Source organism: Agaribacillus sp. DX54, assembly GCF_056858335.1.
In genome coordinates this window covers 45,703-61,018 of record NZ_JBXEQE010000007.1, presented here as the reverse complement: position 1 = coordinate 61,018, position 15,316 = coordinate 45,703, and the positions used below count along the sequence as shown (strand labels likewise).

The window sequence follows — 15,316 nt, the reverse complement described above, 5'->3', positions numbered from 1 at the left end:
AAATATCATAGTTTGTTTGCCCAAAAAGTTGGACTATTGTTTTTAATTCTTGGATTATTGTTTTTTGAAGAATGCACTTATTAGAATAAGGAACTGATTATCAGTTTTTTACAAATTCCCTGGGAGAAAGATTAAACTCTTCCGTAAAAGTGCGTGTAAAATAGGAAGGATCCCTGAAACCTACCTCGTAAGCAATTTGCGTAATATTCAAATCAGAGGTCTGGAGCAACTCTTTGGCCTTGTGAAGACGGATTAACCGGATAAAATGGGTGGTAGACCGGTTGGTCAGTGCTTTAATCTTGAGATGTAGCTGGGACCGGCTCATGCCAAGTTCCTGGCACAACTCAGGAATGCCAAAACCGTCATTACTCAAATTGGCTTCCATGATCTTTTTCACCTTTGAAATAAAAGTGTCTTCCTGTCGTACGGCAAGATCTTCCGAGGCTGTGGAAAGATCCAGGTTTTGGTAGCGCGCCTGGAGCTGGCGTCTGATTTCCAGCAGTTTTTCCAGGCGAACCAGTAGTTCTTTTTGGTTGAAGGGTTTGGAAAGGTAAGCATCTGCCCCTTTTTTGAAGCCGGTAATCCGTGAGTCATCATCTGCTTTGGCTGTAAGCATAATGATTGGGATATGACTCGTGCGTTGATCTTTTTTAAGAATTTCACAGACCTCAAACCCATCCTGGTTAGGCATCATTACATCACTGATAATCAGGTGAGGTATCTGCTCAATGGCTTTATTGATTCCTTCTTGTCCATCACAGGCCACGACAACCCGATAGTCATCCTGAAGCATGGATGTCAGGTATTGTACCAGATCCGCATTGTCCTCAATGATAAGTACAGTCACCCTTTCGGCCATACCGTCGGCGATCTTTGGCATTGTTTCGTGAGAGTGGTGGTGAGAAGATACATTCGCCGCAACAGCCGAAACGATGGTGTCAATGTTGTCGATTTGAATTTTATCGGCCAGTTTATCATCAAAAGCGGCAGTATGTCTGATCGGTAATCTTATATGGAAAGTAGTGCCCTCTCCTAATTTACTTACGACAGAAATATCTCCTCCCATCAACTTCACCAATTCCCTCGTCAGGGACAAACCGATACCGGCCCCCTCGGCACTACGTGTATTGGAATCATCGACCTGATAAAAACGGTCAAAAATATCCGGCAGTTTTTCTTCACTTATGCCAACACCGGTATCCCGGATTTGCAAGACAAGCATAGGCGTTGGTTTTGCCGCTTCTTTACCAATCAAAAAGTGCACTTCTCCCCCTTCAGATGTAAATTTGATGGCATTGGAAAGCAAGTTGGATACGATACAAAGTATTTTATCTTTGTCATAATCCATCAGCAACTCCGGCTCATTGGTCCGGAAATGGAGTTTGATTTCCTTGTTTTCAGCAAGGGAATGGAAAGATTCAGCAATATAACGCAGATAAAAGACGATATCACCCAGAATCAGATTGAGACGCAAACCACCTGTTTCCAGTTTTCGAAGGTCGAGGATTTGATTGACCAGGTGCAATAAACAAGCACTGTTGCGTTTAATCATTTTGAGACCTTTCTCCAGCCCGTTGTGAGGCGATTTTTTGATTTGTTCCACCATGCCTGAAATAACAGTAAGCGGGGTACGGAATTCATGCGAGATGTTGGTAAAAAAACGTGATTTAACCCCATCGAGCTCTTCAAGCTGCTCTTTTTGCTGCAAAATCTCATCATTTAGCCGTCGCAATTCTTCATTGGAACGTTGCTTCAAACGATAATATCTGGCTATGACGAAAATTAAAACCAGGGCAATCAACAAGGCCAAAGCCATGGCTATCTGAAAAAACTGTTGCCGCCGGAGTTTCTCATCGATCAAAAATAGTTCCTTTTCCTTTTCGTAAGCCAGTCGCTGTTTTTCTTTTTCAAACCCATATTCCGCCTCCATGAGCGTGATTTTTTTGGTATTTTCTTCATTAAACAGTGAGTCCAGAAGCGCATGGTGCTTTTCATGGTAGTACAGCGCCAGTTGATAGTTTCCCTGTTCTTTATGGATCTGGTATAGTAACGCTGCTACCTCCACCTTTTCGGTTGGCAAGGCATCTTCCGGAGAAAGCGACCAAGCCGCCTCCAGATTGGCTACCGCTTCTGAAACCTCACCTCTTTTCCAATATATCCGGCTAAGATCGGTCAGGCACAGTGTTTCCAGGTATTGGTTATTGTACTTTCTTGACAACCCGATAGACTCCCGCAAATAAAAATAGGCCGAATCCAACCGGTTTAATTTTTCATACGTGCTACCGATGTTATAAAGCGGATAAGACTCACTGGTTCGAGGCCCCACCTCCCTTCTCAGGCGCAGGGAACGATGAAGATGCTGCAAAGCCTGATCATATTCCCCTTTTAACATAAAAGTCCTGCCTATGTTATTGAGCACCCCAGCCTGGCCGGGAATATCGTCCAACTCCTCCCGCAGCGCCAGACACCGCTGTAAATAGTCTATCCCTTTGCGATGGTCTTTCAGACTATTGTATAAATTACCAATCCTCATTAAAGTCCTGGACATAAGCTTTTTATCCCCCAGCTCCTCCATAATTTTCAGGGCCTGCTGATAAACCTCCAGGGCGCCCGTGAAATTACCATGCCGACGGTAAGTAGTGCCGATCAGGCTCAACAACGTAGCTTCAGCAGCCACCTGCCCCAGCTCCCGCCTTAGCTCCAGCGCCTGGTGATAATGACTTATACTCTTTTCCAGTTGGTTTTGCTGGCCATAAATCAATCCGATATTTTGCAAGATAGCGGCCTGGCTCTCTTTGTTTCCTGTTTCTTGCTGCAGTTGAAGGGCTTGTGCATAATACCTCAACCCAGTATCAAAATCACCGTTATTCGTATGAATAATGCCTATATTGTTAAGGGCAGCGGTTTGTCCGGATTTATTCCCTATTGCTTTATGGGCTTCAAGTGATTGTAAATAATAATTCAGTGCCTGCTGCAGATCATTTTTTCCCCTGTAAGTACTACCCAGATTGTTAAGCACCTCTGCCAACAATCGCTTATCATTGTTTTCCAAAGCCAGTTGTTGCGCCTGTCTGAAAAACAGAAGGGCAGAATCCAATTGACGGATAGCCTTATACCCCTTACCAACAAGGCTTAATGCACTTGTTCTGATTTGAGAATCTGCCAGTTGGCGGGTTAAAACACTGGCCTGTTGGCAAAGTAAATGAGCGGTATCAGGTGCTATTCCACTTAAATGAATGGCCAAATCGATAGTATACCTTATTTTTGCCGTATCACTTTTAGCCTGATTCAATTCCGTCTTCAGGCTATCTGCAATCGCGTTTTGGCTTCGGGTTTCAGCCGTAAGCAATACCATTGCCATCAGGCTGATTAATTTCGTTAAGACAGTTTGTTGCTTCACTTTTGGCTAATAAAAATTTCTCATTCAGTATATTATGTTTGGTGTCAACTAAATTTTTTCAAATCACGTATCTTCCGTAGTCTGGTTATGTATAATCCGACAGGTACTCAAAGATAAGCACCATAAGTATTAAAAAGCCAGACAATTATGGAATTATTTATTAAGAAAAAGGGCAGTTTTTACTGCCTCTGTCGCCTGTACTTATAATAACTTTTTTTCGAGCGTTCCGGATTATACAAAAAAAGAAGTTTGCGGTGATAAATATCTAATGAGAAAATGAAGTATGCCGCTGTTGCCGACCATGAAGTCGGCGGTGGGCATTTTGTTGTCTTCCACTATCCAGTAGCATAACTCATCATTGCCACGATGTGCATGTAGAAGTGTATTCAAAATAAATTCTGCCTTCTCCCTCCATTCGTTGTCACCAAAAACTTCGGAGGCTGTAAGATATACTTCCGCCAGTCCGGTGGTGCCGTTTGCCAGTGAAAAATTATGGTATACTATATGTTCAGGATTAATCCGCAAAGCATTTTCCGCAATTTCCTTGCACTCAGGATCGCCTAAAACCTTGTAGGCGGTAATGCGGCTCCGTGGTATAAGCCAGGTAACACGTTAGGTAGCGCACTTAGAAAATCATTGTGGATATATTCCCAACTTCTGTTATACCCTTTCATTATAGCATTTACCTCAAATCCTTGAAACTTAGATTTTGCCAATACAGTCATAACGCCGCTTACACCCGTGTATACACCTATATCATACAAAATCCCACCTTGTTGGTTTTCTAATGGTTCATTTTCTCTGGCGGAATTGGAATGCCACATCTGACCGGGATGAATCATCAGAGTATCTCCAAGACCGTTAATGGCACCTTCTACAAATTCGTGAGGTGACTCACAATAACTTATTTTGGAACCTTCTGCAACATCCAATGATAAGCAAAAATTTTCAAGTGCATCCTTTATAGTTTTAATATCGGGCCGAATAGCTGGCTCTGAACTTAAGCAAGTGCTAATAAGGCTGGAAATTGTTTTATTATTGATAAAAAAGTTTAGGTCTTGCAGCAACTTATGATTCGCATTATCAAATTTTACCGGACTCAGGTTCGTAAAGAATCTTATCATCAAAGCCCCTAAGCTATAGATATCTTGATTTACCTTTGGTGTTTTTACCTCCAGTTGTTCCGGAGACATAAATCCATCCGATCCCAGGGTAAATGGAGGATCAGGTTTATACGCCACAGTAGAATAAGCCAATTCCAGATCGATTGGAACAATGAGGTTATATTTATTCAATATAAAGTTCATCCAGTTAATATCACGATGCACATATCCTTGTTGATGCATTTTATGTATAGTATCAGCTAACTGTAAAAGGTAATCTACCAAAAGTAACTTTTTGTCAGTACTCAAATTAAACCATACGGACATCTCATAAGCGTTATCAATTACTGTCCCCAGTTGCTCCCCTTTTATATATTCCATGACCAAATATGAACTCCCCTTTTCCTGGAAAAAATCATAGACCCGGGGCACAGGTATTTTACCTTTTAGGTCATTGAGTAAATCATACTGCCAAAGTAACCGGTCTTTTACATCACGCCCTTTTTTATCCACACATACACCCGATTTTGCTTCTTTAATAATGATCCATTGGACCCAAAAACCGTATATTCGAAGTGATTTCATAACGCGTCCCTTAGCATCTGTTTTAATTGTAGTTAATACTTTATAACGGTTATTAAGAAAAGTGGAAGGGATATGTTCCTCAGGTTTAGATATTTCGCTGAATGGCCAATAGATACCTTTGGGGAATTTAAATGGCGTGTGGTACTCATCCTTAATCAACTGTCCATTGAGATCATAGATGTATCGGTCAACTCTTCCATTCTGGTCCACATAAAGTTTGGGGTTAAAGCTGCCATAACGGGTATAAATAATCCCTCCCAGGTGATGGTCAGTTGGGATTTCGACACCGTGAAAGTTTTTTGTAAGAACAAGAAATTCCTTTACTAATGCAACCGTGGTCTCATCATCAGGCGGATAAATGCAAAAAACTTTTCCGAGTTGATTGTAACCTAAGCTGCCATCGCAAAGCATAATGGCCTTTTTCTTATTTTGCACCACTTTAAAAGGAATGCCATAAGATGTCAAAAGAGGTAATATTGCAGATAATAATTCAGGGATCTGAATCCAGGTAACGGTTAGATGTAAAACCCAGCCTTGAACTCTATTGGGTTCACCTATTTGATAATAACAAGGAATTTGTTGATAGCTAAGTTGATATTTGTCAAGAATTTTGGAATAATCGTCAAAAACATGTTTTTCGCTTTTGACAGTCTGGCTTAATTTCGAGCACATAGGTCATAATTTTAAAAAGAACAATAATTAGAGGAGTAGTCAAAAATAAGGGGCATCACAACTGATTTTATGACTATTTTTAACCTATGATGTGAATAATTTATTATTAAAAATTAGGAAAAGAATAGGAGAAACTTGTCTTTGCTTATGTTTTTTTTGTTAAAAATGGTAATTGTTGTTTAATTGAAAAGTTATTTACGAATAATATGGCAAAATAAACCATAGGAAAGTGAAATTATAAATTTGAATCAATCTTATGGTGACTTTTAAAATCAGCTATTCCATAAATCCTTAGTCCTCTCAAGATATAGAGTGGATAATTTCTATCAACTTACCACTAGGTTGTCTTAAATAAATTAATTAATTTTCAATCAACCAACTATCTCAAATGGAAAAAAGTTAAGAATAAACAGTACTTTTATGAAATATACCGGGCTAGTTATACCAGCCATTGGAAAGTGAATTTAATCAGTTTATACCCTGCTTGTTGCCCTAATTGACTGAGGAAGTTTTTTCAATTTAATTAAAAGTTTCTTCTTAGGAAGCTTTTTGCACGTTTGGCCAAATGAGCTAATGATCTTTCTGTGTTTCAAATCAATAACGTATTAACCAGCCAGAAATTCTTTTTATTAAAATTAACCATAAAATTTACTACCATGAAAACTTTTGTTTATCTATTAGCCATGCTGGTAGGAGTCGCCGGTTTCGCAGCCTGTACCGATGATCCGGCAGACAACATCACTCCACAGGTAACAGTGCCCGAGGTGACGGCACCGGATAGTGAGGATGTGGAAGAAAATATGGAAGAGGAACCTTAATAGAAAAGTGGGAATTCCCACTTTTTTTTTCTTATTTTCCTAATTAAATTTGAACTCGTTTGCTTTTTGTAACTGTTTGCATACAGTTTTAAAGTTCAGGATATGAAAATCACACCTTTGCATTTTTTTTTCGGTTCGGCAGGTTTTCTGTTATCCTTGATATGCTTTAAAACCAACGCCCAAACCGATACTTTATGGCAAAAAGTCTGGCACCTTTATCAAAATGAAAATTTTGATTCAGCGCTGGTGCATGCGGAAAAACTCCGGGAATTGGCACTGAAAAATGGTAGTGATCTCCACCTGACCAAAGCCCTGTCCATTGTTGCCAAAGTATACAGAAAACAAGGTAATACCGAAGCAAGCGTTTTGGTGTTGTACGACCTCCTGGAAACAGGCAAAAAGCTGAACAATCCGAGAGCAGAGGGGTCAGCCTATCTGGATTTGGGACGAATCTTCTATGATGCCTATGATTACAACGTGGCGGTGGGCTATCTGAAAAAAGCCAACGAAAGATACGAACAGGCCAATATACCCAACAACCAGGCTATTGCACTCTATCATATAGCCCGCAGTTTTCTTAAAAAAAGTCAACCGGATTCCGCATTGTACTTTTTGAATCAGGCACTTATAGTAAATCCCCCCAAGTACAAAGCGCTTATAAGCAGTATCTTCAACTTGTTGGGGTGGGTCGGTTATGAAAAGAAACACTACACCACCGCCAGAGATCATTATCGTAGATCCTTGCAATACGCTGGTTCCGATCGCAAAAAACATGCCGTGGCCTATCATAATATTGGTGAAACATATCTCTTGGAAGGTAATCCGGATGCAGCAAAGAAGTGGCTGGACAAGGCTATGGAAATAAAAACATCTTTGAAAAATCCTGCTCTCATGCTTAGTACCGTCAGTCTTCTGGCAAAATTACACGAACAGCAAGGCGATATCACTACAGCACTAAGCTTGCTTCAAGAAGGGTTAGAAGCAGTAGACAAAAATAAAGTAAGTGAAGCAACAATGAATGCCCTGGGTCAGATCTCATCCCTGATCAGCAGGTTTCCGCAGGCATCTTTACCCCTTGGTAAACTAAAAGGTTATCTTACCACTTATGACCGCCAATACCAGGCGTTGAAAAACCAAAAGGTTACCTTACAGGAATCGTCGTCACGACAACAGCTTCAGGCTATCGCCAGGGAGTATCAGTTAAAAAAAGCAGCCGGTCTTGAAAAAGAAAAAGCCATTCGTAACATTACAGGTTTAGTCATTGCCGGTATTTTTATGTTAACCCTGTTATTGATCCGGCAAAAAAAGCTTAGCAGACACTACAAAAACGAGAAAAAAATGGTGGCCTACGCCACCGAAAGATTACAGGAATCCCTACTTATAAACGACTCTCTTAAAAGGAGTTACAAAGATATCCACAGAAAGTTCAACGAAGATGATAAGCTATAGTAGCTGACGAACTTCAGCCCTTTTTCAACATAATTTTAAGACTTTCGCACGCTGCGTTCGACAATCTTGGTTAACCAACTATTTCGAAAAAATTCATCTTAAGTTAACAAACTTCCTGATATTTTTCTTTAACTTATCACTAATATTGTTGCCCATATTATGATTTTTTAACTATCAATGGTTCAATGTTGGAAAAGTTAACAGATGAAAATCAGCTCTTTAAGCGCCTTATTGAAGATGATGACCTGGAGGCATTTGAGAAAATTTACCAAATGCATGAAAAGCGATTAAGCCATTATGCTTTTCAATTTACCAAATCGCGGTTTATTACTGAAGAAATCATCCAGGACGTTTTTTTTAAACTCTGGATACACCGTAAAAGTCTTAAAAAAGATGGTAACTATTAAGGTCTACTTGTACCGGATGGTTAGGAATCGTTCACTGAACTACCTCAGGGATGCCGTACAACATGAAGACCTGGCTGAAGTATTGAAAAAAGATGCACTGAGGGCGCGTGATCAAACTGATCATCCTGTTATTTCCATGGACCTGGATAATATAATGGACAGTGTGCTTGAGCGGTTACCCGAGAGGAAAAGGAGCATCTTTCAGCTTTCCAGACAAGAGGGGAAAAGTAATACTGAAATAGCCAAACAATTGGGGGTCACCATTAAAACTGTAGAAAATCACATCTGGGAAGCTTTGATTATCATTAAAAAACATATGGAGCGGCATTTATACTTTAACCTTGCCATTATTACCATCAGCCAGTTGTGCTAGCTTCGGCATTTGATTTTTTTGCTGGCCTATCTCTTTACTAATTCTATCTATCCAAACATCTCTGGCGAATGCTTCGCCTATGGATATTTTTTTGTCTGAGAAAAACAATTTTTACCATTTTTTTTAAAAAAATTCAATATCATCTGGGAGTGATTTCACGAATCTGTGTATTTCTTGTGACGAGGGGGAAATAATTGACTAACTAAACAATTGACCATGAAAAATGGATAAAAATGACAACATAATTCAACTGGTGCAAAAGTATTTAGACAATACTTTTACGAAAGAGGAATACGATCTGGTAATCGACTTCATGAGAAGACCGGATGCAGAAACTTTAATTGAGGAATGGGAGGAAAAAGGATTACTAAAAGACCCGGCTAAGATAGGTGAAACTGACAACAAGGCTAAGGAAAAGAAAAGTTTAGACTCGGAGCTAAAGTTAACAAGGCTACTCAGTAAAATATTCGAATATGAGAACCCGCGACTCTCGGAAAAGAAGAAAAAACCACCCTTTTTTGGCTTTCTGAAGGCTGCCGTGATTTTACTTACCAGCGGGCTTTTAGTCTGGTTTGCGATGAAACTAGTAGACCAAACCGATCATACCGGCCCTGATATGATTACCAAAAACACTGCACGAGGGCAAAAAATCACCCTCACGCTGCCGGATGGCACCACAGTACAAATGAACTCAGAAACAAAACTGACATTTCCCATGGAATTTGGCAACAGACGGCAGGTATTGCTGGACGGAGAAGCTTTTTTCATGGTGAAGAGAGACGAACAAAAACCTTTTGTCGTACAAACCGGAAACCTCCATACCGAAGTACTAGGCACTACCTTTAACATAAAAGCCTTCAAAAACGAAATCATAGAAATCACGGTAGCCACCGGGAAAGTAAAAGTAACATCAACCAATGTGCAAAACCAAAACTCCTCTCTAAACAATGTAAATACCCCCCTTGAGGGGAAAGGGGGGGTGTTACTCACTCCCAACCAACAAGCCCTTTTTGATGCCTCGACTAACACGCTGAAAGCCAGAAATGTCGATACCAATATCCATATAGCCTGGAAAGAAGGCGTGTTGAAATTCTCAGAGGTCAGATTTCAGGATGTGGTGATTGATTTGGAGCGTTGGTATGGTGTGGATATAGATATAGACCCCCGCCTTAACGAATGTATCGTCATCGGACAGTACCAGAACGAGTCGCTGGAGACCATTTTGAAAAGTTTTGAATTCTTAATGGAGATTGATTATGAGTTTGGCAAAGATGGCGTGCATATTAAGGGGGAAGGTTGTGGTCCGGTAAAGCAAATGTAAAATGAAAATAATGGTATCACTAAAACTTTAACCTATGAAATTTACTCCATAACGCCTGAAACATCCGAAAAGAGGGCCTGTCAACCAATCCAGTTGACGCCAGGATCGACAGACCCTCGTCAAAATCTAACGAAAACAGTTTTTCATTAAATCCTATAACAAAGTTATGAATTTAAATCTATTTGTTAAACGCATAATATTAATTATGTCAATTAACTTGCTTACTGGTGTTTTTTGTTGTTGTGCATTTGCGGGTGTTTTACTGGCCGAAGAAGGCAACGCCCAGACCAAAAGCATCAGGGAAGTAATTATTTCATTGCATCTGGAAAAAGCCGAGCTAAAAACAGTTCTGGATGCCATCGAACAAAAAACCCCATTCAGGTTCTCCTATCTCAAAGGAACCCTCGCCACAACCCAAGACCACCGACTCAGCCTGAACGCCACCGAGCAAAGTGTTGCTGCCATTCTTGAAACAATCGCTCAAAAAACAGGCTTGGTTTTTAAGCAAGTCAATAGCATTATTAATGTTAAGATTTCGCAAAAGCAAAAAGAAATCATACCCATCAGTACCTCACAAATAAGCCCGCCATCGATCATTGAAGGAAAGGTTACTGATGAAATCGGTGAGCCCCTGGCAGGGGTAAACATTCTCATCAAGGGTACATCGCAGGGCACGACCACTGATATCGATGGGAATTACAGATTATTGGTAGAAGAAGGTGAAACTGTTCTCATATTTTCATTTATCGGCTATGTTGCTCAAGAGATAAACATCAATGGAAGATCCGTTATCGATATCTCACTTTCCCCGGATTTGACAAGTTTACAGGAGGTTACAGTAAATGCAGGTTATTGGGAAGTAGATAAAAAGGAAATGACCGGTAATATTTCAAAAGTGAAGGCTAATGAAATTCAGCAACAACAAACTACCAATCCTTTACAAGCATTACAAGGTAGAGTTCCCGGGGTTTATATTCAGCAAACTACCGGAACCCCAGGTGGAACTGTGAATATTCAGATTAGAGGGCAAAATAGTTTGAGGAGTTTTTTAAACACCGGTGGGGAAGATGGTAATACTCCTTTCTATGTAATTGATGGTGTTCCATTTTCTTTCCAAACTTTGTCATCCAACAATACCAATAGCGGTATTTTTAGTGGCATGGGAAGTGATCCATTAACAGCTATAAATCCGGCAGATATTGAAAGTATTGAAATATTGAAAGATGCAGATGCCACTGCTATTTACGGTTCCAGGGGAGCAAACGGAGTAGTTCTGATAACTACAAAAAAGGGAAAAGCTGGTAAGACAAAACTAGATGTTAACTTATCATCAGGGTTTGGTTCAGTGGCCAATAAATTAGATCTTTTGGATACGCAGCAATATCTTGAAATGCGAAATGAAGCCTTTACAAATGATGGGCTAACTCCAGGAATAAATGATCATGATGTTAATGGCAATTGGGACCAGAATCGTTTTACGGATTGGCATGAAGAATTGATAGGTGGCACTGCAAATATCACAAATGCGCAGATCTCACTGTCGGGAGGAAATGAAAATACAACCTTTTTGTTTAGTGGAACCTATAGAAAACAAACTAACGTTTTTCCCGGAGATTTTAGATATCTAAAAGGTACCGGCCATATGGCACTGAATCATATATCATCTAATCATAAACTCTCCGTAAATTGTGTTTTAAGTTATACCGCAGATGACAATAATCAACTTCGTTCGGATCCTACCGATGATGCAACATTATCTCCAAATGCCCCGGCACTTTACGACGAAAATGGAGACCTTAATTGGGAAAATTCCACTTGGGACAATCCTCTGGCAGATTTGGAGAGAACATTTGAAGGGAAAACGCATACGCTTACCAGTAACAGTGTAATAAGTTATGAGGTGTTACCAGGATTGCAAATTAAGACCAGTCTTGGCCTGGTAACAATGGAGTCTGATGAGATACTCAAAATGCCTTCTACAGCTTTTGATCCGGCACTTGGTCGTACAAGTGCTATCGCACGTGCGATTATTTCAGATGGAAATCTTCGTTCCTGGGTCATTGAACCTCAGGCTAATTGGGCAAAAAATGGAAGCTTTGGAGAGTTAAGCGTTATAATTGGAGCCACATTCCAAAATCAGGCAAGAAATGTCTCAAACTCTACAGCCATAGGCTTTCCAAGTGATGCGTTGATCGGAAATATTCCCGCTGCATCAAGATTTATCCCTCGTGGTTTTGATAAATCTGAATATAGATACAATGCGCTGTTTGCCAGAGTTAATTACAATTGGAAGGGGAAATACATTCTTAATCTAACAGGACGAAGAGATGGATCCAGTCGTTTCGGGCCAGGCAAACAGTTTGCTAACTTTGGAGCTGCAGGGGTCGCTTGGATATTTTCTAATGAAGCGTTTCTTCAGAATAATTTAACCTTTTTAAGCTTTGGTAAATTAAGGGCTAGCTATGGAACAACAGGAAATGATCAGATAGGCAATTATAAATTCCTGGATACTTATGAAGTTTCGGAAAACTACCAAGGGGTTTCTGGGTTACAACCAACTCAATTGTTCAATCCTGATTTTGCCTGGGAAGAAAATAAAAAATTTGAAGCAGGATTGGAATTGGGTTTTCTAAAAAACCGTATTAATCTAGCAGGTAGCTATTACCACAATCGCTCCTCAAATCAGTTAGTTGGAATTCCCATGCCTACTACAACCGGATTCAATACCTTAACTGGAAATTTTGATGCAACCGTACAGAATTCAGGCTTGGAGTTAGAACTGAGGACATTAAACATCGAAACCAATAGCATTACCTGGAGTACGAATTTCAACATTACTCTACCTAGAAATAAGTTGGTTTCTTTCCCGGGTCTGGAGACATCTACATTTGCAAATTTTTATGTAGTAGGAAAACCACTCACTATTGAAAGGCTTTTTAAATCTGAGGGCGTAGATCCGGAAACAGGAATTTTTCAATTTAAAGACTTTGATGAAGATGGTCAAATAACAGATGAAGGAGATATGGAAGTTATAAAAGAATTAAACCCCGAGTATTTTGGAGGGTTAAATAATACGCTAAAATGGCGTAATTTTCAATTAGATTTCTTCTTTCAATTTGCAAAGCAAAATGGCTTCAACTTACGCAGAAATTTGGGAACGCCCGGACTTCCTATTAATCAGCCCTCATTCATTATGGATAGATGGCAAAATGAGGGAGATATTGCTCAAATACAACGTTTTTCAACTGGCAGGGATAGAGATTTGACAAGGGCACTTTTTAACTACAGACGCAGTGATGCTACGGTTAGTGATGCATCATTTATTCGTTTGCAAAATGTCTCTTTGTCTTATCGTTTTTCACGAAACCTTCTTCCGGGGATAGATGGTCGACTATATGTACAAGGACAAAACTTATTCACGATTACCGATTATGAAGGTTTGGATCCTGAAAACCAAAACGGATCTCGACTTCCACCTTTAAGAATACTCACTTTAGGAATACAATTTACTCTTTAAAGCCTATAACTATGCAAGTTACTTTGAAAAAGAATTTTTTTGACATCACCAAAGTTCCGGTCATTGTCTCATTATTACTGACAACTTGTCTTTCCTGTAAAGATTTTGTTGAAGTTGATATTCCAGAAACCGATATATTTGCAGAAGCTGTATTCCAAAGTGATGCGACCGCAACATCTGCCTTACTTCATTTGTATACTGAAATGAACACAACTTCCGATTTTTCTGGTGGTGGTAATTCTGGTATTAGTTTATTACAGGGCCTCTCAGCTGATGAATTGGAGGTGTTTTCTGGCGCTGTTAGTACCAGGTTAGAACCATTCTATTTTAATAACCTGATCTCCACTGATAATGAAGTAACCAATATCTGGAATACCTGTTACAGTATCATTTTTGGGGCGAATGCAATTATAGAAGGACTCACAAATTCGAATCAGATAAGTGATGAAGTTCATGCATTAATTGAAGGTGAAGCAAAATTTATCCGCGCATTCTGCTTCTTTTATTTAGTAAACCTATTCGGAGATGTACCTTATACTTCAACGACGGATTATAGGGTTAACGCTTCAGTTTCCAGAATGCCTTCATTGGAGGTTTATCAACACCTAATTAATGATTTATTGGAGGCCAAAGACTTATTATCAAGCAGCTATCCCACGGAGGGAAGAGTACGTCCAAATAGAGAAGCTGCGACAGCTTTGCTGTCAAGAGTCTATTTATACACAAACGACTGGGTTAATGCTGAAATTCAAGCAACAGAAATAATTAACAATACATCATTATATAGTCTTGAAGAACTGGATGCCGTTTTTTTAAGTAATAGCAATGAGGCAATATGGCAGTTGTTTCCTGAGGAAAATAATAACAATGGAAATGATGGAACAACTTTCATAGTGGTAGATGCGCCACGCTTTGCAGTACTCAATGAGGACCTGCTCAATTCTTTTGAAGATGGAGATGAACGCAAAGATAAATGGGTCGGTGTGGTAAATAGTAGCTTAGCCACTTATATCTTCCCTTTTAAATATAAAAGTCAGATTGATGAACCAGAATCTGAATATTCCATAGTTTTCCGACTGGCAGAACAATACCTCATCAGAGCAGAAGCTAGGGCTCAACAAAATAAACTAATTGAGGCTATTTCCGACTTAGATACAATTCGAAAACGAACTGGACTTCCACTTATCAGTACTGTAAATCCATCTATCAGCCAATCTGAACTACTTTTGGCGATTGAGCATGAACGAAGAATTGAACTTTTTACAGAGTGGGGGCACCGATGGTTTGATTTAAGACGTAATGGACGATCTGATGAGGTGTTAAATACAAAGTCAGGATGGGAATCAACAGACATACTATTACCATTACCTCAAAATGAGCTTGACCTTAATCAAAATCTCACTCAAAATCTGGGATATTAAACATCAATGGTAGTCAAACGATATACCTAATAAAGTGGGGTATATCTACTTATCTAGATTGTTGAAAAGGTAAACTATACACTGAAAATGTGTTATGCTCCACTAAAAATAAATTTCTTGTTGATCGAGAACCGGTAATAAAACAGTTCAAATTGTTGATGTCACCCCGATAATTATAAGCTCTAAACCAAGAGAGATGGTCTTCTAGTTTAGTGGGAGTATTGGGACATTGACATAACTTATCTTTTAA

The 15,316-nt window shown here is 39.5% G+C and carries 10 protein-coding genes; 7 read left to right on the top strand and 3 right to left on the bottom strand.

From position 1 onward, the window contains the following. Positions 1-100 precede the first annotated feature (100 nt). From AC04NP_RS10175 to AC04NP_RS10165, 3 genes are all read right to left on the bottom strand, one after another. Positions 101-3,361: a tetratricopeptide repeat protein gene (locus AC04NP_RS10175; RefSeq protein WP_482859596.1), complete on the bottom strand. Its 3,261-nt coding sequence runs from the start codon at positions 3,359-3,361 to the stop codon at positions 101-103. A 270-nt stretch (positions 3,362-3,631) separates the two neighbouring features. Continuing rightward, a complete protein-coding gene (locus AC04NP_RS10170) occupies positions 3,632-3,940 on the bottom strand; it encodes a lanthionine synthetase LanC family protein (RefSeq protein WP_482859764.1) in 309 nt (102 codons plus the stop codon). A gap of 20 nt (positions 3,941-3,960) precedes the next feature. Continuing rightward, positions 3,961-5,760, bottom strand: coding sequence for a class III lanthionine synthetase LanKC N-terminal domain-containing protein (locus AC04NP_RS10165; RefSeq protein WP_482859594.1), 1,800 nt, complete (start codon positions 5,758-5,760; stop codon positions 3,961-3,963). Between the two features lie 656 nt (positions 5,761-6,416). Between AC04NP_RS10165 and AC04NP_RS10160 the strand changes: the two genes are divergently transcribed. From AC04NP_RS10160 to AC04NP_RS10130, 7 genes are all read left to right on the top strand, one after another. Then, positions 6,417-6,578, top strand: coding sequence for a hypothetical protein (locus AC04NP_RS10160; protein WP_482859593.1), 162 nt, complete (start codon positions 6,417-6,419; stop codon positions 6,576-6,578). A 102-nt stretch (positions 6,579-6,680) separates the two neighbouring features. Beyond that, positions 6,681-8,027: a tetratricopeptide repeat protein gene (locus tag AC04NP_RS10155; protein ID WP_482859591.1), complete on the top strand. Its 1,347-nt coding sequence runs from the start codon at positions 6,681-6,683 to the stop codon at positions 8,025-8,027. A 185-nt stretch (positions 8,028-8,212) separates the two neighbouring features. Further along, positions 8,213-8,434: an RNA polymerase sigma factor gene (locus tag AC04NP_RS10150; protein ID WP_482859589.1), complete on the top strand. Its 222-nt coding sequence runs from the start codon at positions 8,213-8,215 to the stop codon at positions 8,432-8,434. After that, positions 8,421-8,807, top strand: a complete 387-nt coding sequence (locus AC04NP_RS10145) for a sigma-70 family RNA polymerase sigma factor (RefSeq protein WP_482859587.1) — start codon at positions 8,421-8,423, stop codon at positions 8,805-8,807. Before AC04NP_RS10150 ends, AC04NP_RS10145 begins: the two co-directional genes overlap by 14 nt. Positions 8,808-9,030: 223 nt before the next feature. Further along, the gene (locus tag AC04NP_RS10140; RefSeq protein ID WP_482859586.1) at positions 9,031-10,128 is read left to right on the top strand and encodes a FecR family protein; all 1,098 of its coding nucleotides are present in this window, start codon (positions 9,031-9,033) and stop codon (positions 10,126-10,128) included. Between the two features lie 205 nt (positions 10,129-10,333). Next, a complete protein-coding gene (locus tag AC04NP_RS10135) occupies positions 10,334-13,645 on the top strand; it encodes a SusC/RagA family TonB-linked outer membrane protein (protein WP_482859584.1) in 3,312 nt (1,103 codons plus the stop codon). Between the two features lie 11 nt (positions 13,646-13,656). Beyond that, complete coding sequence (locus tag AC04NP_RS10130; RefSeq protein ID WP_482859582.1) at positions 13,657-15,066, top strand: RagB/SusD family nutrient uptake outer membrane protein; 1,410 nt, start codon at positions 13,657-13,659, stop codon at positions 15,064-15,066. Positions 15,067-15,316: the final 250 nt, after the last annotated feature.